General features: G+C 62.8%; 17 protein-coding genes and 6 tRNA genes. 4 read left to right on the top strand and 19 right to left on the bottom strand.

Annotated elements, in window-relative coordinates:
- Positions 1-26: 26 nt before the first annotated feature.
- Positions 27-350, bottom strand: a complete 324-nt coding sequence (gene fdxA, locus AzCIB_RS15155; protein WP_050416667.1) for a ferredoxin FdxA — start codon at positions 348-350, stop codon at positions 27-29.
- 274 nt (positions 351-624) lie between these two features.
- On the opposite strand from fdxA, the gene trxA reads away from it, so the two are divergent.
- Entirely contained in the window at positions 625-951 is a 327-nt protein-coding gene (gene trxA, locus AzCIB_RS15160) for a thioredoxin TrxA (protein ID WP_050416668.1), read from the top strand.
- Positions 952-1088: 137 nt separating this feature from the next.
- Positions 1089-2348, top strand: a complete 1260-nt coding sequence (gene rho / locus AzCIB_RS15165) for a transcription termination factor Rho (protein WP_050416669.1) — start codon at positions 1089-1091, stop codon at positions 2346-2348.
- A gap of 92 nt (positions 2349-2440) precedes the next feature.
- Here the strand turns inward: rho and AzCIB_RS15170 are convergent, their stop codons facing one another.
- From AzCIB_RS15170 to phaC, 14 genes are all read right to left on the bottom strand, one after another.
- A complete protein-coding gene (locus AzCIB_RS15170; RefSeq protein ID WP_050416670.1) occupies positions 2441-3292 on the bottom strand; it encodes a 3-hydroxybutyryl-CoA dehydrogenase in 852 nt (283 codons plus the stop codon).
- 218 nt (positions 3293-3510) lie between these two features.
- A tRNA-Asp gene (locus AzCIB_RS15175) sits at positions 3511-3587 on the bottom strand.
- Positions 3588-3651: 64 nt separating this feature from the next.
- Positions 3652-3727: transfer RNA gene (locus AzCIB_RS15180), tRNA-Glu, on the bottom strand.
- A gap of 18 nt (positions 3728-3745) precedes the next feature.
- A tRNA-Ala gene (locus AzCIB_RS15185) sits at positions 3746-3821 on the bottom strand.
- A 95-nt stretch (positions 3822-3916) separates the two neighbouring features.
- A tRNA-Asp gene (locus AzCIB_RS15190) sits at positions 3917-3993 on the bottom strand.
- A gap of 71 nt (positions 3994-4064) precedes the next feature.
- Positions 4065-4140: transfer RNA gene (locus tag AzCIB_RS15195), tRNA-Glu, on the bottom strand.
- Positions 4141-4155: 15 nt separating this feature from the next.
- A tRNA-Ala gene (locus AzCIB_RS15200) sits at positions 4156-4231 on the bottom strand.
- Between the two features lie 73 nt (positions 4232-4304).
- Positions 4305-5711 carry an FAD-binding oxidoreductase gene (locus AzCIB_RS15205; RefSeq protein WP_050416671.1) on the bottom strand — a complete coding sequence of 469 codons (1407 nt, stop codon included), beginning with the start codon at positions 5709-5711 and terminating at the stop codon, positions 4305-4307.
- Positions 5708-6673, bottom strand: a complete 966-nt coding sequence (gene rssA / locus AzCIB_RS15210; RefSeq protein WP_050416672.1) for a patatin-like phospholipase RssA — start codon at positions 6671-6673, stop codon at positions 5708-5710. The genes AzCIB_RS15205 and rssA overlap by 4 nt, the downstream gene beginning before the upstream one ends.
- Positions 6674-6688: 15 nt before the next feature.
- A complete protein-coding gene (gene rimO / locus AzCIB_RS15215) occupies positions 6689-8020 on the bottom strand; it encodes a 30S ribosomal protein S12 methylthiotransferase RimO (protein ID WP_050416673.1) in 1332 nt (443 codons plus the stop codon).
- A gap of 54 nt (positions 8021-8074) precedes the next feature.
- A complete protein-coding gene (phaR, locus tag AzCIB_RS15220) occupies positions 8075-8704 on the bottom strand; it encodes a polyhydroxyalkanoate synthesis repressor PhaR (protein ID WP_050416674.1) in 630 nt (209 codons plus the stop codon).
- A 126-nt stretch (positions 8705-8830) separates the two neighbouring features.
- The gene (locus AzCIB_RS15225) at positions 8831-9571 is read right to left on the bottom strand and encodes a beta-ketoacyl-ACP reductase (RefSeq protein WP_050416675.1); all 741 of its coding nucleotides are present in this window, start codon (positions 9569-9571) and stop codon (positions 8831-8833) included.
- Positions 9572-9785: 214 nt separating this feature from the next.
- Positions 9786-10526, bottom strand: a complete 741-nt coding sequence (gene phbB / locus AzCIB_RS15230) for an acetoacetyl-CoA reductase (RefSeq protein WP_050416676.1) — start codon at positions 10524-10526, stop codon at positions 9786-9788.
- A gap of 117 nt (positions 10527-10643) precedes the next feature.
- A complete protein-coding gene (gene phaC, locus AzCIB_RS15235; protein WP_050416677.1) occupies positions 10644-12386 on the bottom strand; it encodes a class I poly(R)-hydroxyalkanoic acid synthase in 1743 nt (580 codons plus the stop codon).
- Positions 12387-12505: 119 nt separating this feature from the next.
- On the opposite strand from phaC, the gene AzCIB_RS15240 reads away from it, so the two are divergent.
- Positions 12506-12730 carry a hypothetical protein gene (locus tag AzCIB_RS15240; protein WP_050416678.1) on the top strand — a complete coding sequence of 75 codons (225 nt, stop codon included), beginning with the start codon at positions 12506-12508 and terminating at the stop codon, positions 12728-12730.
- Positions 12731-12746: 16 nt separating this feature from the next.
- Here the strand turns inward: AzCIB_RS15240 and pgeF are convergent, their stop codons facing one another.
- A complete protein-coding gene (pgeF, locus tag AzCIB_RS15245) occupies positions 12747-13490 on the bottom strand; it encodes a peptidoglycan editing factor PgeF (protein WP_050416679.1) in 744 nt (247 codons plus the stop codon).
- On the bottom strand, positions 13487-14449 hold the full coding sequence (gene rluD / locus AzCIB_RS15250; protein WP_232299235.1) for a 23S rRNA pseudouridine(1911/1915/1917) synthase RluD: 963 nt from the start codon (positions 14447-14449) through the stop codon (positions 13487-13489). The genes pgeF and rluD overlap by 4 nt, the downstream gene beginning before the upstream one ends.
- Positions 14450-14462: 13 nt before the next feature.
- Here rluD and AzCIB_RS15255 point away from each other — a divergent pair, with 13 nt between their 5' ends.
- The gene (locus tag AzCIB_RS15255) at positions 14463-15260 is read left to right on the top strand and encodes an outer membrane protein assembly factor BamD (protein WP_050416681.1); all 798 of its coding nucleotides are present in this window, start codon (positions 14463-14465) and stop codon (positions 15258-15260) included.
- A gap of 57 nt (positions 15261-15317) precedes the next feature.
- On the opposite strand, the gene AzCIB_RS15260 is transcribed toward AzCIB_RS15255, so the two are convergent.
- Together AzCIB_RS15260 and AzCIB_RS15265 are read right to left on the bottom strand one after the other, a co-directional pair.
- On the bottom strand, positions 15318-16763 hold the full coding sequence (locus tag AzCIB_RS15260) for a mannose-1-phosphate guanylyltransferase/mannose-6-phosphate isomerase (protein WP_050416682.1): 1446 nt from the start codon (positions 16761-16763) through the stop codon (positions 15318-15320).
- A 221-nt stretch (positions 16764-16984) separates the two neighbouring features.
- Positions 16985-17920, bottom strand: a complete 936-nt coding sequence (locus AzCIB_RS15265) for an AEC family transporter (RefSeq protein WP_050416683.1) — start codon at positions 17918-17920, stop codon at positions 16985-16987.
- Between the last annotated feature and the right edge of the window lie 66 nt (positions 17921-17986).

A 17986-nucleotide genomic window follows, 5' to 3' on the forward strand; every position in this document is an offset into this window, starting at 1 on the left:
GCACAATCGAACCGCCGCCGAAGGCCTCAGCGCTCGAGTTCGCCCAGCTTGTCCTTGCGGGCAGCCCACTCGTCAGCATCCGACAGCGGCTCCTTGCGCTCAACAATCGGCTTCCACCCCTTCGCGAGCTCGGCATTGAGGGCGATGAAATGGCGCTGCCCCTCGGGCACGTCGTCCTCGGCGTAAATGGCCTCGACCGGACATTCGGCCACGCACAAGGTGCAGTCGATGCACTCCGTCGGATCGATCACGAGAAAATTCGCCCCCTCGCGGAAGCAGTCCACGGGGCACACATCCACACAGTCCGTGTACTTGCAGCGGATGCAGGCTTCTGTCACTACGTAGGCCATCGTCGTTAACTCCAGTTGGTCAAGTCGGCACGTACCGCCCGCGCGCGTCGGCTTCTTCGACAATATAGCCGAGACCCTCGCCGTTTTGACACAAGGACGGGCAAACCCCGATCGCACAGGCAGCGAAAAAGGGCGAAACGCTTGACGTGCGTGGCAGCTTGGCATAACTTTTCGGGACACTCCGAAGTGGCAGCCCTCTCCTGCCATTGTCCGCCAGGGCCGTACCGGCCCGACTCCCAATCCGAATGACAGCAAGACCTTGATGCGAGGAATCATGAGCGAGCATATCCATTACGTCACCGACGGCAACTTCGAGGCCGAGGTGCTTCAGGCACAAACCCCGGTGCTGGTCGATTACTGGGCCGAATGGTGCGGTCCGTGCAAGATGATCGCCCCGATCCTCGACGACATTGCCAAAGAATATGCAGGCAAGCTCAAGGTCGCCAAACTCAATATCGACGAGAACCAGGAAACGCCGGCAAAATTCGGCATCCGGGGCATCCCGACGCTGATGCTCTTCAAGGGCGGCAATGTCGAAGCGACCAAGGTTGGAGCTCTTTCGAAGTCACAACTGACGGCTTTCATTGACAGCAATCTCTGACCGGGGCTAAAGTCCCGGGCTGCTTGCGCGGCGCCACCGCTCCCGAAGCCGGCCTTCCGGCGCCGCAGCAAGACCTTTCCGCAGCACCCTCCCCTCCATTGGTTTCATCCACCTGCGCCCCGTCGCGCCCTCTCGCCATGCAATTATCGGAGCTCAAGTCTCTCCACGTCAGCCAGCTGCTGGAAATGGCCATCGAAAACGAAATCGATGGCGCCAACCGCTTGCGCAAGCAGGAACTGGTCTTCGCCCTGCTCAAGAACCGCGCAAAAAAAGGCGAGCCGATCTATGGTGATGGCGCACTCGAAGTCCTGCCCGATGGATTCGGTTTCCTGCGCTCACCCGACATCTCGTACCTGGCGGGGACTGACGACATCTACGTGTCACCGTCACAGATCCGCCGCTTCAACCTGCACACGGGTGACACCATCGAGGGCGAGATCCGTACCCCGAAGGATGGCGAGCGCTATTTCGCCTTGGTGAAACTCGACAAGATCAACGGCCAGGCCCCCGAAGCCTGCAAACACAAGATCCTGTTCGAGAACCTCACCCCTCTGCACCCGAACGAGTGCCTCAAGCTCGAGCGTGACATCCGTGGCGAGGAGAACATCACCAGCCGCATCATCGACATGATCGCGCCGATCGGCAAGGGGCAGCGCGGTCTGCTGGTAGCGCCGCCGAAAAGCGGCAAGACCGTGATGCTGCAGCACATTGCCCACGCCATCGCGGCCAACCACCCGGACGTCGCCCTCATTGTCCTTCTGATCGACGAGCGTCCTGAAGAAGTCACCGAAATGCAGCGCTCGGTCAAGGGCGAAGTGGTGGCATCCACCTTCGACGAACCCGCTTCGCGCCATGTGCAGGTCGCCGAGATGGTCATTGAAAAGGCCAAGCGGCTCACCGAACACAAGAAGGATGTCGTAATCCTGCTCGATTCGCTCACGCGCCTCGCGCGGGCCTACAACACCGTGGTGCCGGCCTCCGGCAAGGTGCTGACCGGCGGTGTCGACGCCAACGCCCTGCAGAAGCCCAAGCGCTTCTTCGGCGCAGCGCGGAATATCGAGGAAGGTGGCTCACTGACCATCATCGCGACAGCACTGATCGACACCGGAAGCCGGATGGACGAGGTGATCTATGAGGAATTCAAGGGCACCGGCAACATGGAATTGCATCTCGATCGCCGCATGGCCGAGAAGCGCGTGTATCCGGCCATCAACGTCAACCGCTCCGGGACCCGCCGCGAGGAGCTGCTCATGAAGGCGGACGTGCTGCAGAAAGTTTGGGTATTGCGCAAGCTGCTGTACGGCATGGATGACATCGATGCGATGGAATTCCTGATGGACAAGGTCAAGGCGACCAAAAGCAACGCGGAGTTCTTCGACGCGATGCGCCGCGGCTGATCCGGACGGCCAGCATGAAAAAAAACGCCACCTTATCGGTGGCGTTTTTGTTTTCCCGACCGCGGCGCAAGGCCACGAGGGGCGCAACGCGTTTACTTGTAGTCGTAGAAGCCCTTGCCGGACTTGCGGCCGAGATAGCCGGCCTCGACCATCTCGACGAGCAGCGGCGCAGGGCGGTACTTCGAGTCTTTGAATCCTTCGAACAGGACCTGCATCACCGCCAGCTCCACGTCGAGCCCGATCATGTCGGCCAGGGCCAGCGGCCCGATCGGGTGATTGCATCCGAGCTTCATCGCCTCGTCGATCTCCGCAGCCGTGGCAAGACCTTCACCCAGCACAAAGATCGCCTCGTTGATCATCGGGCACAGCAGGCGATTGACGACGAACCCCGGGCTGTTGCGCACTTTGACGGGGGTCTTGCCGATCGCCTTCGCTACCGTCTCGACAGCCGCATAGGTCGTGTCGGACGTCTGCAGGCCGCGAATCAGTTCGACCAGCGCCATCATGGGCACCGGATTGAAGAAATGCATGCCGATGACCTTGTCGGCGCGCTTGGTCGAGGCAGCGAGCTTGGTGATGGGGATCGACGAGGTATTCGACGCCAGCACCGCATCGGCTTTCACCGCCGCATCGAGCTGCGCAAAGATCTTCAGCTTCAGCTCGAGATTTTCGGTCGCAGCCTCGATCACCAGATCGCAATCCGCAAGCGCCCCGACGTCGCTGGCCGTCGCGATACGCGCAAGGGCTTCCGCTTTCTGCACCTCGGTCATCTTCTCCTTCTTGATCAGACGATCGAGGCTCGCGGCCAGCGTGGCCAGACCGCGTTGCACGGCTGCCTCGGCGACATCCATCATCACCACCTCGAACCCGGCTACCGCAAATGCCTGCGTGATGCCATTACCCATCGTGCCGGCGCCTACGACGCCGATCTTCTTTAGACTCATCGATCCCGCTCCCTTGGTAAGTAACACTCCGGTCCATCGCGGCCGGCACCATACTGATGCGTATGGGACTATAGCGTAATGTCGGGGTGCGGGCCAGCAGGGTCTGTCCGCGGCCGCGCCCCGGCTACGCAAGGATGCACCCCTTGCGACGGTCCGGCTTCGGAAAATGGATGGAGGGACAAAAAAAATGGGAGCCCGTAGGCTCCCATTTCATTTGTTGGCGGAGTGGACGGGGCTCGAACCCGCGACCCCCGGCGTGACAGGCCGGTATTCTAACCAACTGAACTACCACTCCGCGCTGACCAGTTGCCGACTTTACTTGCCGACTGCAATTCGTCTGCTCGACGCCTTGCTTGATCTGGCGTCCCCACGGGGATTCGAACCCCGGTTATCGCCGTGAAAGGGCGGTGTCCTAGGCCTCTAGACGATGGGGACAACGTCTTGTTGCTTCGTTGGTGGAGGTAAGCGGGATCGAACCGCTGACCTCTTGCATGCCATGCAAGCGCTCTCCCAGCTGAGCTATACCCCCAACAGAGCTGCGCATTCTAGCTTCTGGCGCTACCAACCGCAAGCACTTTACTACGGTTACTTATACTGCAAGCAGACTATCGTCTGCAGTGTTGTTGGCGGAGTGGACGGGGCTCGAACCCGCGACCCCCGGCGTGACAGGCCGGTATTCTAACCAACTGAACTACCACTCCGCGCTGAGCTTTTGCCCGGCCTTACCGACCGGCTTGCGAGCCGCCATTATAACTCAACGCCTCGCTTTATCTGGCGTCCCCACGGGGATTCGAACCCCGGTTATCGCCGTGAAAGGGCGGTGTCCTAGGCCTCTAGACGATGGGGACTTCAATACTTTCGACTGGTGGAGGTAAGCGGGATCGAACCGCTGACCTCTTGCATGCCATGCAAGCGCTCTCCCAGCTGAGCTATACCCCCGACGGCGAAAGAGCGCGCATTATAGGGTGCCACCCGCAGGCTGTAAACCCCGAACTTATACTTTTTCGGAGTATCAGACGACCTTCCCCGGATTCATCAGTGCGTGCGGGTCGAGAGCCCGTTTCACCGCCCGCATCAGGTCGAGTTCGACATCGGACTTGTAATGGGCGTTCTCGTCGCGCTTCAGCTGACCAATGCCATGCTCGGCCGAAATCGACCCATTCAGTGCGACGACCAGGTCATGAACGATGCGATTGACCTCGCCGGTCCGGGCCACGAACGCGGCGTTGTCGACGGCAACCGGCCTGGAAAGGTTGTAGTGCAGATTCCCGTCGCCGATGTGGCCAAACGTGACGATGCGCAGATCGGGCCATATCGCCGTCAGCGCCGCCCGAGCCCGCTGCAGGAATTCGTGGATGCTGCTGACAGGCACGGAGATATCGTGCTTGATGCTGATCCCCTCGATCTTCTGCGCCTCGGAAATGTTCTCGCGCAAGGCCCACAACGCACGGGCCTGAGTGAGACTGGAAGCGATTGCACCATCGACGACCAGACCGCTTTCGATCGCCCCGTCGATCACGCGCACGAGCATGTCATCCACAGCAAAGCCATCGAGTACGTCCGCAAGTTCGACTAGAACGTGCCAGTCGCGAGCACCGGCAAGCGGTGCGCGCGTCCCGGGAATGTGGCGCAGCACGAGTTCGAGAGCAGAGCGACCGACGAGCTCAAAGGCATTGACACGATCCCCGCAACGATCGCGCAGCAGGGCCAGCAGGGCGACCGCGGCCCGTGGATCGGGAACGACGACCCAGGCGGTTGCGGTTGCGCGCGGACGCGGAAACAGCTTGAGGGCCGCTGCAGTGACAATACCCAGAGTTCCCTCGGCGCCGATGAAAAGTTGCTTGAGATCGTAGCCGGTGTTGTCCTTGCGCAAGGCGCGCAGCCCGTCCCAGACGCGTCCGTCGGGTAGCACAACCTCGACACCGAGCACCAGCTCGCGCATATTCCCGTAACGCAAGACCTGCACGCCGCCGGCATTCGTCGAGATGTTGCCGCCGACGAGGCAGCTTCCCTCCGACGCTAATGACAGCGGGAACAGCCTGCTGGCCGCGTCGGCGGCTTGCTGGACGGCCGCAAGCGTACACCCCGCTTCTGCGACGAGCGCATTGTTCGCTGCGTCGACCGTCCGGATGCGGTTCATGCGTGCCATGCTGATCACGACCGAGCCACCGTCGGCGAGCGGCGTCGCTCCGCCACACAGCCCCGTATTGCCCCCCTGCGGCACCATGGGAACATCTGCGGACGCACAGATGCGCACGACGTCAGCAGCTTCTCGCGTGTTACCGGGCTTCACGACGGCAATCGCCCGGCCCGTGTAGCGCCCGCGCCAGTCCGTCAGATAAGGAGCCATGGCTACGACATCGTTAATCACATGCAGCGCTCCGACCGCGCCGGCCAGCGCAGCGACCACATCGTTCATGACGCACGTCCCGTGACCGTACGCCCAAGCACGTAGCGCAGAGCCGGCAACATACCGGTGACCGCTGCCTCGCCTTCCGCGATCGCCTCTCGTGCACGGTGGAAGTCCATCGTGCCGATGTGCGCGAGCCGTGGAGAAATCTGCACCTCGGCAGGTTCGCCCGCCAGGCGGCTGCGTGCGATGCGCACCTGCATGATGTTGATGCTGGACGTAAGCACGGTCATCAGGGACGGGAGGGATACATCGGCACCGGCCGCTTGGGCACCACGTACATTGCCGTTTCCGTTCGTCGGGAGGCCGAGACGCGCGAAGAGCCGCTCCGTCCAGCCCTCGGAGGTCTCTTCGACCTGCTCCACCGGGGTGGCGCGCCACGCCTTGCCGATCATGTCAGAACCCAGATCGACCGCAATCACGACGTCGGCCCCCATCGCACGACACAACGACACGGGCACAGGATTCACGAGCCCACCATCGACGAGAAGGCGGCCGTCGCGCACGATGGGCGTGAGCAGTCCGGGCAGCGCGATCGACGCCCGCACGGCCTGCGCGACGCTACCCTCGCGCAGCCATATCTCGCGCCCCGTTTCCAGCTCGGTCGCAACGCACGCGAACCTGCGATCGAGCTGCGAGAAATCGCGATCGACGAAGTTGCGCTCGAAAAACTGGATGAGTTTCTCACCCTTGATGAGGCCACCGCGCAGGCTCACGTCGAGCAGGGAGACGACGTCCTGCCACTTGAGCGCTTCGGCCCATTGGGTAAGCTTCTCGAGATCGCCGGACGCCATGGCGGCACCGACGAAGGCGCCGATGGAACAGCCGCAGATGATCTGCGGCTCGATCCCCTCGCGGGCAAGCACGCGCAGCACCCCAAGGTGCGCCCAGCCGCGTGCCGCGCCACTGCCGAGCGCCAATCCGATGACGGGGCCGGACTTGCCTGGATTCTGCGGCGTCGGCTCGAACATCGGCGGAGCCTCCTGTCAGGCTAGCGGCTCGGCGTACAGGTCGTGCACGTCGCAGTCGGTGATGCGCACCCGGGCGAACTCGCCGGGCTCAAGCCCCTCGCCATTCGGGATGATGACAAGGCCGTCGATCTCGGGCGCATCCCCGGGGGACCGGGCGACCGCGCCGTCCTCCTCGATGTCGTCCACAAGAACGGTCATCTCACGGCCGATCCAGCGCTCGAGACGCTGGGTCGAGATGTCTTCCTGGAACTCCATCAGGCGCATGCGGCGTTCCTCGCGCACTTCGTCGGGGACCGGGTCCGGCAGTTGGTTCGCCTCGGCGCCCTCGACGGGGGAATACGCGAACGCACCGACGCGATCGAGCTTCGCCTCCTCGAGGAACTGCAACAGCAGCTCGAAGTCTTCGTCGGTCTCGCCGGGAAACCCGGTGATGAAGGTGGAGCGGATCGTCAGGTCCGGACAGATGTTGCGCCAGGAGCGGATGCGTTCGAGCACGTTCTCGGCGTTCGCCGGACGCCGCATGGCCTTGAGGATGCGCGGACTGGCGTGCTGGAACGGGATGTCCAGATAGGGAAGGATCTTGCCTTCGGCCATCAGCGGGATGAGCTCGTCCACGCTGGGGTACGGATAGACGTAATGCATGCGGACCCATACGCCGAGTTCGCCCAGCGCTTTCGCGAGGTCGAGCAGGCGCGTCTTGATGGGGCGCCCGTTCCAGAAGCCTGTGCGGTACTTGGTGTCAACGCCATATGCGCTGGTGTCCTGCGAGATAACCAGAAGCTCCTTCACGCCCGCATCCACCAAGGACTCGGCTTCGCGCATCACTTCGTGGATCGGGCGCGACACGAGGTCACCGCGCAGCGACGGAATGATGCAGAAGGTGCAGCGGTGGTTGCAGCCCTCGGAGATCTTCAGGTACGCGTAATGGTTCGGCGTGAGGCGGATACCCTGCGGCGGCACGAGGTCGGTGAAGGGGTCGTGCGGCTTGGGCAGGTGCTGGTGAACCGCCTTCATGACCGCATCGGTCGCGTGCGGACCGGTGACGGCAAGAACTTGCGGATGCGCCGCCATCACGACATCGTCCTTGGCGCCGAGGCAACCGGTGACGATGACCTTACCGTTCTCGGCAAGCGCCTCGCCGATCGCGTCGAGCGACTCCTCGACGGCGGCATCGATGAAGCCGCAGGTATTGACGACCACGAGATCGGCGTCGTCATAACTACCGGAAATTTCGTAGCCCTCGCCCCGCAAGCGCGTGAGGATGTGTTCGGAGTCGACAGTCGCCTTGGGACAGCCGAGGGAGACGAAACCGACTCGCGGTACGCCTGGGGTCTTGTTCTGGGTCATGCTCTCAGGGGGGAGGTGCTCTGACCGGAGTCCGGAATGACCCCGGCCGGAATGTTATTTCTGGCTCGAACGGCCGCTTTTCGCTGCAGGCGCTTCCGGCTTCGTTTCCTTGGCAGCGTGCGGTGCGGCCTGCTCTTCCTTGGTGGCCGGGGCGTAGTTCGGGAATGGGAAACCGGTGAAGATGCTGCGCGTCTGGTTCTCGATCTGCTCCTGCATTTGCGAGAACATCTTCTTGCTCTGATCGACGTAGGTGCCCATCACGCTCTGCAGCGCGGGCCCCTGGAAATTGAGGAACTGGGCCCACAGGTCCTGGCTGATCGGGCTGTTCTCGCCGTAGATCGCCTGTGTCTGCTCCTGCAGCTTGGCCTGCATTTCGGTGAAGGCCTTGATGTTGTTCTCGAGGTACTTACCCATCATCCCCTGCGTCGCATTTCCGTAGAAACGGATCATGTGCGCGAGCAGGTCGCTGGTGAACATGGGGGCTCCGCCCGCCTCTTCCTCGAGAATGATCTGGAGGAGGATACTGCGCGTGAGATCCTCGCCGGTCTTGGCATCGACGACCTGAAACTCCTCCCGCCCCAGTACGAGTTCCTTCACATCGGCCAGCGTGATGTAGGAACTGGTCCGGGTATCGTACAGACGGCGGTTGGGATACTTCTTGATAAGACGCGACTGCTCAGCCATCAATACCTCTCCTCGTCGGCGGTCAATTCCGCTCTCCACGTTCGACAAAATTATACCGCGGTGCAGAAATAAAAACCCCGCCGTTCGGCGGGGTCTCGCAGCGATCCGCGGACGCGGAATACTGCATCAGCACATGTGCAGGCCGCCGTTGATATTGATGGTCGCGCCGGTCACATAGCCGGCCAGTTCGGACGCGAGGTAGGTACACAGCGCACCGATTTCCTCGGGCTTGCCGAGACGCTTCATCGGCACCGTGTCGATGATGCCCTGACGGATGTCCTCGCGGATCGCCATGACCATTTCGGTACCGATGTAGCCCGGGGCGATGGCATTGACGGTGACACCCTTGGTTGCCAGTTCGGCGGCGAGCGCCTTGGTGAAACCCAGCACGCCGGCCTTCGCCGTGGAGTAGTTGGTCTGCCCCGCCTGCCCCTTGACGCCATTCACCGAGGAGATGTTGATGATGCGCCCCCAGCCGCGCTCGGCCATCTTGGGCGAAACGTGATGGGTGACGTTGAACAGGCTGTTGAGGTTGGTGTTGATCACCGCATCCCACTGGCCCTTCTCCATCTTGGGGAAGAACTTGTCGCGGGTGATGCCGGCGTTGTTCACCAGGACGTCGATCGCGCCGACTTCGGCTTCGATCTTGGCGACCATTGCCTTGCAGGATTCGTAATCGGACACGTCACCTTCGGCAGCGATGAACTCGAAGCCGACTTCCTTCTGCTTGGCGAGCCACTCATCCTTCTGCGGGAAACCCGGCAGACAGTTGGCGACAACCTTCAGGCCGTCCTTGGCCAGGGCCTGGCAGATTGCGGTGCCCAAACCGCCCATGGCGCCGGTAACGAGTGCGACTTTCTGAGTCATGGTGCAATCCTCTTGCAGATTGGTGATGGGAGGCGCGTCCAGTCGCGCGACAGTCGTCCGCAACGCACCTCCTCTGACAACCGTGCGGCAGTGCATACCGCAAAGCGGGTAAATTATAGGGACTTTTCTAAGAGATTGCTGCACTGCAAAAGGAAAAATAAAACGGCGCGCTCCTTGCGGAAACGCGCCGTTGCGGACCCGGATACGGTCCCGGTCAGAACATATGCTGGCCGCCGTTGATGGAAATATTGGCGCCGGTCACGAACGCAGCCTCCTCGGACGAGAGGTAGGCCACCAGTCCGGCGATTTCCTCGGGCTTGCCCAGTCGTGACACCGGAATCTGCGGCAGGATCTTGGATTCAAGGATTTCCTGCGGGATTGCCATCACCATCTTGGTACCGATGTATCCCGGCGAGATAGTGTTGACGGTCACCCCACTACGCGCAACTTCCAGCGCCAGCGCCTTGGTGAAGCCATGCATCCCCGCCTTCGCAGCGGAGTAGTTGGTCTGGCCAAATGCACCTTTCTGGCCATTGACCGACGAAACGTTGATGACGCGCCCCCACTTGCGCTCGACCATGCCGTCCATGACCTGCTTGGTCATGTTGAACACGCTGTCGAGGTTCGTGGAGACGACGGCATCCCAGTCGGCCTTCGTCATTTTCTTGAAGGTCATGTCGCGGGTGATCCCGGCGTTATTCACCAGCACATCCACGGGCCCCACTTCCCGCGTGACGGTTTCGACGCAGGTCTTGCATGAATCGAAATCCGACACGTCACAGGGATAGGCCTTGAAGCCATAGCCCATGTTGTTCATGGTCTGCAGCCAGTCAGCGGCCTTGGTGTTGCCCGGGGAATGCGTCGTCACGACCCTGTAGCCCAGCGCAGCGAGCTTGATGCAGACCGCCTCGCCCAGGCCACCCATGCCACCGGTCACTAGTGCAACTCTTGCCATAAACTTCCTCCTCTCCCGTTGGTCGTTTAACGAAGGGTTTCCAGTCACTTCCGGCAGCGCCCCCCCCCCGTGTCTGCTGCCGCTGGATGATTCTTGTTCCGCGCCGGTTCGTGCACGTCAGGCCTTTTCCTTGACGTAACGACCGGGCGCGGGCTCGATCGGCGCGTACTTCGCATTGCCAAGCCGGCCGCGCGCTGCAACCTGTTTGCCCCCATACGGCCTGAGCCATTCGATCCAGTGCAGCCACCAGCTGCCCTTCTGCTCGGCGGCTCCGTCCAGCCATTCTTCCGGATCGGCCGCGCCGGAGGCGTTCACCCAGTAGCTGCGGCGGTTCTTCGACGCCGCATTGATCGCACCGGCGATGTGCCCGCTCGCACCGAGCACGAAGGTCGCTTCTCCTCCCAGCAGTCCGCGCGAAAGGTAGGCGCCCTTCCACGGAACGATGTGATCCTCCCGCGTCGCGAGCAGATATGCGGGCACGTCAACCTTGCCCAGATCGACCTTTGCACCAAGCATCTTGAGCTTGCCCGGCATGCGCAGGTTATTTTCCAGATACATGTTACGCAAATACCACGTCAGGAACGGCCCGGGCAGGTTCGTGCTGTCGGAATTCCAGTACAGCAGGTCGAACGCCTGCGGCTTGTTGCCTTTCAGGTAGTTGCCGACGACGTATTGCCAGATAAGGTCGTTGGCACGCAGCGCCGAAAAGACGTTCGCCAACTCCTGCCCGGGAAGCAGCCCCCCTTTGCCGATTGCAGCTTCGCGAGCCGTCACGCTCGCCTCGTCAACCAAGCAGCCGAGTTCGCCCGCATCCGCGAAATCGAGCAGCGTCGTCATGAGCGTGAGGCTCGCCACGGGATCTTCGCCACGCGCACGCGCAACACCCAGCGCCGACGTCAATATCGTGCCACCAACGCAGAATCCGAGCACGTTCGGTTTCTTCACGCGCGTGACGGCGCGCACGACTTCCAGCGCCTTGAGCGGCCCCTTCTCCAGGTAATCGTCCCAAGTCGCCGTCGACTCTGCCGCCGTGGGGTTCTTCCACGACACGAGGAAGACCGTGAAGCCTTGCTCCACCGTGAAACGCACGAGGGAGTTGTCGGGCTGGAGGTCCAGGATGTAGAACTTGTTGATGCAGGGCGGAACGATCAGCAGCGGCACCTGGGCGACCTTGTCGGTCAGGGGGGCGTACTGGATGAGCTGCATCAGCTCGTTTTCGTAGATGACGGCACCGGGCGAAACGGCGATATTGCGTCCGACCTCGAAAGCTCCGTCGTCGGTCATCGACACCCGGCCCTTTTCGAGATCGGCAATCAGGTTCTTGATTCCACGCGTGATGCTCTCGCCTTCGGTTTCAAGAGCGGCCTTGACGAATTCGGGATTCGTGGCTGCGAAATTGGACGGCGCTAGCGCATCGACGTATTGCCGCGTCAGGAACTGCAGACGCGACTTGGCGCGGCCGTCGGACATCGGCAGTTCGTCCGAGACCTGGCTGAGGAAGCTGGCATTCAGCAGGTAGGCCTGGCGGATGTAGTCGAAGACCGGGCTGTCGCTCCATTCCGGAGCCGAGAATCGGCGATCTCCCGGCGGAGGGGCGATGACGGGAGCGGCCTTCTCGCCCGGCTTCAGTTGCAGCATCGTCGACCACAGCGCAACGTGACGCGCAGCGAAATCCTGCTGCAGGCGCGCGAATGCTTCGGTTTCCGGCAGGGCGACACCCGGCGCGGCCTCGCCACTGCTGTCCTGCATGACTGCATGCTGGCGCGCAATGGTCTGAAAGAAGTTCTGCGCCATCGCCTGGCCGAACTGCAGCATTCCCGTGATCGCGGGGTTGCCCTGGTTGTTGTCGGATTCGGACATCAGCCCCTCCTGAGGCGCAGGTTCGGACGCATGCGGAATTCGCTGGTCACCTAGATTCTCCCTGGACCGCGCACGGTCCCCGGCGCCGCACCCGCACTGTCGCAGGTAGAATCGGCGCCATGTACATTATCGCAATTGCCTGGCTGTACGTCGTGCTGATCGCGGCGATCTCGGACACGACGGTCGTCGGCGGCGTGCTCACCTTCGTGTTCTGGGGCGTCGGCCCGCTGGCCCTTTTCCTCTGGCTTGCGGGAACCCCGGCCCGCCGCCGCGCGGCAGCCCGCCGCGAACACATGAACGACGCACCGTCGAACGATAGAACCGATTCGAATATCGATCAATAGCGAGACAGGCCGGCCCTCAATCGGAGAGCCACACCAGCGAAGCCAACCGTCCCGTCACCCCGTCGCGACGGTATGAGAACCAGCGCAAGGGGTCGGAGTAAGTACAAACGTCACCGCCGTACACCCGCTCGACCCCGATCGAGCGCAGACGCCGGCGCGCAAGCTCGAACAGATCCGCATACCACTTCCCGTGCAACCCCGCCGGATCGAACGCACACGCAGCGTCTGCGTCGGCCGCAATGAAGCGCTCCCGAACCTCGCTGCCGACCTCGAAGGCATCCGGCCCGATGGCGGGGCCCATCCACGCCATGATGCGAGCGGGCTCTGCATCCATGCGTGCGACCGTCGCATCGAGAATGCCCGACGCGAGCCCCCGCCAGCCGGCGTGGGCAGCGGCCACGACCGAGCCGTCGTCATCGCAGAACAGCACCGGCAGGCAGTCCGCCGTCATCACGACACATACCGCACCGGCCTCGCGCGCAAACGAAGCGTCGGCACGCGGCGGAGCGCCGTCGGCGATCGCGTTTGCAGCATCGCATACGTCGGTGCCGTGAATCTGGTCCAGCCAGCATGGCTCCGAGGGCACGACTGCGCGCAGGATGGTCCGGTTGCGGGCGACCGCGATCGTTGAATCTCCGACATGGCAGCCGAGATTCATGCTTGTCCAGGGTCCGTCGCTGACGCCGCCGTGGCGCGTCGTGACCAGCGCGCGCACACGCTCGGGAGCTGGCCAGTCGGGTTCGAACCAGTCTGGACTCATGCCGGCGTCTCCGCGCGGATGACTGCAAGCAGGCCGTCGAAATCTTCGGGCAATGGCGACTCCCAAGCCATCTCCTCGCCGCTGGCCGGGTGCACGAGACCCAGACGGAAGGCGTGCAGAGCCTGCCGCGGGAAAGCATCGAGTATCGCGCAGCCGCAGCGCCGCCGCCCGTAGGTCACATCGCCGACCAGCGGATGACCGATGTGCGCCATGTGGACGCGGATCTGGTGTGTGCGTCCGGTCTCGAGCCGGCACTCGACGAGGGTCGCGCGGGCGAAGTGTTCGCGCACGGAATAGCGCGTCACGGCGACACGCCCGGCCGAATGTACGGCCATCTTCGTGCGCTGCGACGGATGCCGGCCGATGGACGCGTCGACGACGCCGGGACCGGTGACCATTCCGTGCACGAGCGCGAGATAGTGACGCTTGACGGTACGCGCCTGGAGCTGGCGCACAAGGTCGGTCTGCGCCTCGAGGGTCCGTGCGACGACCATCAGGCCGCTGGTATCCTTGTCGAGGCGATGCACGATACCGGCACGCGGGATGCAGGCAAGCTCTGGAGCGTGGTGCAGCAGGGCATTGAGGAGCGTCCCGCTCCAGTTGCCGCTACCGGGGTGCACGACGAGGCCGACCGGCTTGTCGATCACGAGGATGTGGGCGTCCTCGTAGGCAATGTTGAGCGGGATGTCCTCGGGTGCCTCGGCGACCTCCTCGGGCGCTGGCGCCGCGTCGACTTCGAGGACTTCGCCGCCCCAGACCTTGAACTTCGCATCATGAAGGCCGCCGTTGAGGCTGACGCGCCCAGACTTGAGCCAACCTTGCAGGCGGCTTCGCGAGTGCGCAGGAAACAGGCGCGCGAGGGCCTGATCGAGCCGCAGGCCGGCACAGTCGCCCGGTATCGTCAGCCGGTGGTGCGAAGCAGCCTCGTCCAGTGGGCTATAATTATCCGGTTCATTCACGCGAGTTTTTTCGATGGCCAGGTTCACCCTTGGAAGTTTAGCGGTTATCGGTGCATTGCTGCTCGGCGGATGCGGCCTGTTGCCGGAACAGATCGACGAGACTGCAGGCTGGAATGCCCAGAAGCTGTACTCCGAAGCGAAGAACTACATGGCCGAGGGCTCCTACGAGCAGGCCATCAAGCTCTTCGAGAAACTCGAGGCACGCTTCCCGTACGGCCGTTACGCCCAGCAGGCACAGATCGAAGTTGCGTACGCCCATTACAAGTCGTACGAGCCGGCTTTGGCCATCGCGGCGGCGGATCGCTTCATCAAGCTGCATCCGAACCATCCCAATGCGGATTACATGTACTACCTGAAGGGCCTCGCGACGTTCAATGAGGACCTCGGCCTGCTTGCCGGACTGTCGAACCAGGATCTTTCGGAGCGCGACCCGAAGGCCGCGCAGGAGTCCTTCGACACCTTCGGGCAGCTCGTGAACCGCTTTCCGAACAGCCGCTACGCCGAAGATGCAAGGCAGCGCATGCAGTACCTCGTGAACTCGCTCGCCCAGCATGAGGTGCATGTCGCACGCTATTACTACAAGCGCGGCGCCTACGTGGCCACCATCAACCGGGCGCAAACCACGATCAAGACCTACCCGAACGCCCCGGCGACGGAAGAGGCGCTGTTCATGCTGGTCAAGAGCTACGACGCGCTGGGCATGAGCGACCTGCGCGACGACGCCGAACGCGTGATGCGCAAAAACTTCCCCAACAGCGTGTATTACGCGGGAGGCCCGAAGGACGGCCGTCCGTGGTGGCAGCTCTGGTAAGCCAGCGCCGCCGCAGTTTTCGGACGGGCGCAAGGCCCGTCCGGTAACAGCCTCCAGTTACTTGCGGCCGTAGGTATCCTCGAACCGCACGATGTCGTCTTCGCCAAGATAGCTCCCTGACTGGACCTCGATCATCTCGAGCATCAACTTTCCCGGATTCTCGAGACGGTGGGTGACCCCCAGCGGGATGTAGGTTGACTGGTTTTCGGTGAGCAGGAAGGTTTCATCGCCGCGCGTGACCTTCGCAGTGCCGCGCACGACGATCCAGTGCTCGGCACGGTGATGGTGCATCTGCAGGCTGAGCGACGCGCCCGGCTTGACTTCGATATGCTTGACCTGGAAACGCTGACCGTTGTCGATCGAGTCGTAGCAACCCCACGGACGGTGGATCTTGCGATGCGCGTAGACCTGGCTGCGGTTGTCCGCCTTGAGACGCGAGACGATCTTCTTGACGTCCTGCGTGCGGTCCTTGTGCGCGACCATCACGGCATCAGGGGTTTCGACGACGACTAACCCGTCCACCCCAACGCATGCAACCATGCGACTCGTCGCATGAACGAGGCAATCCGTAGTGCCCTCGAAAACGACGTCGCCGCGCGCAGCATTGCCGGCGTCGTCCTTCTCCGCAAGCGCCCAAAGCGCATCCCAAGCGCCGACATCGGACCAACCGACGGACATCGGCACGACACGCGGCGCAATACCCAGTTCCGGCGTGGCGGCAAGTTTTTCCATCACCGCATAGTCAATCGAGTCGGACGGACACGCCTCGAAAGCGCCCCGCCCGATCCGCACGAAATCGATGTCGCGCACTGCACCGTCCAGACTCGCCTCACAGGCGGCCAGCATCACCGGATTGAAGTGGCGGATCGCTTTCAGCCATATGCTGGCGCGCACCATGAACAGGCCGCTGTTCCAGAGATAGGCGCCGCTGGCGACATACTCCGCCGCCGTGTTTGCATCGGGCTTCTCGACAAAGGCGACAACCTCGCAGACGCCCGGATTGCACTCGCTGCCGGAGCGGATGTAGCCGTAACCGGTTTCCGCACGCTCCGGGACGATGCCGAAGGTGACCATCGCGCCCCCCTGCGCCGCCTCCAGCCCGATCGAGACGGCACGATGGAAGGCTTCACGGTCGCGGACGACATGGTCGGCCGGCATGACCAGGAGCACGCCGTCGCCGTTTTCGCCCGCCACCGATAGGGCAGCCAGCGTCAGCGCAGGCGCGGTGTTGCGGCCGATCGGCTCGAGCAGGATGCGGCAGGCCGAATGCCCGATCGCGCGCATCTGCTCGGCCGTGATGAAGCGGTAGTCCTCGTTGCACACGACGATCGGATCGGCGGCGACAGGAAGGCTCCCCGAAAAGCCGTCGAGCCGGCTCGCGGTCTGCTGGAGCATGGTGTCGTCACCGATCAGCGCCAGCAGTTGCTTCGGATACTGTTCGCGCGAGAGCGGCCACAATCGGGTACCGGAACCGCCGGAAAGGATTACGGGGTGAAGATTCATGCTGGTTCGCCGTCAAAGTTCAGGGGGCACAAACCGGGTGAATACGGAGCGTTCACGCCTCCCCGGTCGGCATGCCCGAAGGATACGTCAAAAACGTCGATTTCCGACTGGGACAGCTTGCGAGGAACGTAAGCGAATCCTGCAAGAAGCGCATGATCATTGCCCCGCCGGGATCGGGAGCCTGTCGCTCATCCGTACGGCCGCTCCGCGGATCCCGACCGTCAGCTGCGCAGCACGAGCAGGAGAGCCGACAAGGTCACAGCCGACAGCATCGTGGACAGGAATACGGCCGAAGCGGAACTCGCCAAACATGCCTGATAGCGTTGCGCGAAAAGATAGGGGGTGACGCCGGTCGGCAAGGCTGCAAGGGTCACGGCGACGATCACCCACAGGTCGGGAACCTCGAACACCCGGGTCGCAAGCACCCAGACCAACCCGGGATGAACGATGGTCTTCAGCAGCACAAGCATCAGGGGCTCGCGCAGGTTGCCGCCGGGCTTATAGCGCGTGAGCGATGCGCCCAAAGCAAACAGCGCGCACGGCGCGGCCGCACTGCCGAGGCTCTTCGCGACGGCGTCCACCGGTCCGGGAAGCGCCATGCCCAGCGAGGCGAGCACCAGTCCGGCACTCAGGCCCCAGATGATTGGCGTCGCGGCAATACTGCGCACGAGGCCGAGCAGAAGCCGGGCGGGTGACTGTCCACCGCCACGCGCCGTCTCGATCAGCGCCGTCGTCGGCGGCAACATCACGAGACTGTGCACTGCAATCAACACGAACAGCGGCAGAGCCGCCGACGGGCCATAGGCAGTCACGACCAGCGGGATGCCGAGCATGGCGGTATTCGAGAAGCTCGCCCCCAGCCCCAGCACGCCCTGTTCGGCAAGCTGTCGGCCGAACAGCAACCGGCCGGCAAGCATCGCCAGACCGTATGCCGCGAACGCACCGATGAAATACGATAGCAGATAGCCCCACGGCAAGGCTTCCGGCAGATCCGTCTGCGCGATTGCGCGGAACAGCATCAGCGGCAAGGCGAAGTTGAACACGAACACGGACAGGCCGCGATTCGCCGCGTCATCGAACACCCCCAGGCGCGCCGCAACATAGCCAAGCCCAAGCGTGCCGAACACCGGCAGGATGATTTCAAGCACGACTTCCATCGAACGGCTCGCAGGAGGCACGACGGACGCGAGTCCGCGCGGCCATTGCCAAAACCAGCAAGAATG

It is taken from the genome of Azoarcus sp. CIB (genome assembly GCF_001190925.1).
Taxonomy (GTDB): Bacteria; Pseudomonadota; Gammaproteobacteria; order Burkholderiales; family Rhodocyclaceae; genus Aromatoleum.

Excerpts from the sequence above, each read along its gene's own strand:
- fdxA (WP_050416667.1), bottom strand. The coding sequence starts at position 350 with ATGGCCTACGTAGTGACAGAAGCCTGCATCCGCTGCAAGTACACGGAC.
- trxA (WP_050416668.1), top strand. The coding sequence starts at position 625 with ATGAGCGAGCATATCCATTACGTCACCGACGGCAACTTCGAGGCCGAG.
- rho (WP_050416669.1), top strand. The coding sequence starts at position 1,089 with ATGCAATTATCGGAGCTCAAGTCTCTCCACGTCAGCCAGCTGCTGGAA.
- AzCIB_RS15170 (WP_050416670.1), bottom strand. The coding sequence starts at position 3,292 with ATGAGTCTAAAGAAGATCGGCGTCGTAGGCGCCGGCACGATGGGTAAT.
- AzCIB_RS15205 (WP_050416671.1), bottom strand. The coding sequence starts at position 5,711 with ATGAACGATGTGGTCGCTGCGCTGGCCGGCGCGGTCGGAGCGCTGCAT.
- rssA (WP_050416672.1), bottom strand. The coding sequence starts at position 6,673 with ATGTTCGAGCCGACGCCGCAGAATCCAGGCAAGTCCGGCCCCGTCATC.
- rimO (WP_050416673.1), bottom strand. The coding sequence starts at position 8,020 with ATGACCCAGAACAAGACCCCAGGCGTACCGCGAGTCGGTTTCGTCTCC.
- phaR (WP_050416674.1), bottom strand. The coding sequence starts at position 8,704 with ATGGCTGAGCAGTCGCGTCTTATCAAGAAGTATCCCAACCGCCGTCTG.
- AzCIB_RS15225 (WP_050416675.1), bottom strand. The coding sequence starts at position 9,571 with ATGACTCAGAAAGTCGCACTCGTTACCGGCGCCATGGGCGGTTTGGGC.
- phbB (WP_050416676.1), bottom strand. The coding sequence starts at position 10,526 with ATGGCAAGAGTTGCACTAGTGACCGGTGGCATGGGTGGCCTGGGCGAG.
- phaC (WP_050416677.1), bottom strand. The coding sequence starts at position 12,386 with ATGTCCGAATCCGACAACAACCAGGGCAACCCCGCGATCACGGGAATG.
- AzCIB_RS15240 (WP_050416678.1), top strand. The coding sequence starts at position 12,506 with ATGTACATTATCGCAATTGCCTGGCTGTACGTCGTGCTGATCGCGGCG.
- pgeF (WP_050416679.1), bottom strand. The coding sequence starts at position 13,490 with ATGAGTCCAGACTGGTTCGAACCCGACTGGCCAGCTCCCGAGCGTGTG.
- AzCIB_RS15255 (WP_050416681.1), top strand. The coding sequence starts at position 14,463 with ATGGCCAGGTTCACCCTTGGAAGTTTAGCGGTTATCGGTGCATTGCTG.
- AzCIB_RS15260 (WP_050416682.1), bottom strand. The coding sequence starts at position 16,763 with ATGAATCTTCACCCCGTAATCCTTTCCGGCGGTTCCGGTACCCGATTG.
- AzCIB_RS15265 (WP_050416683.1), bottom strand. The coding sequence starts at position 17,920 with ATGGAAGTCGTGCTTGAAATCATCCTGCCGGTGTTCGGCACGCTTGGG.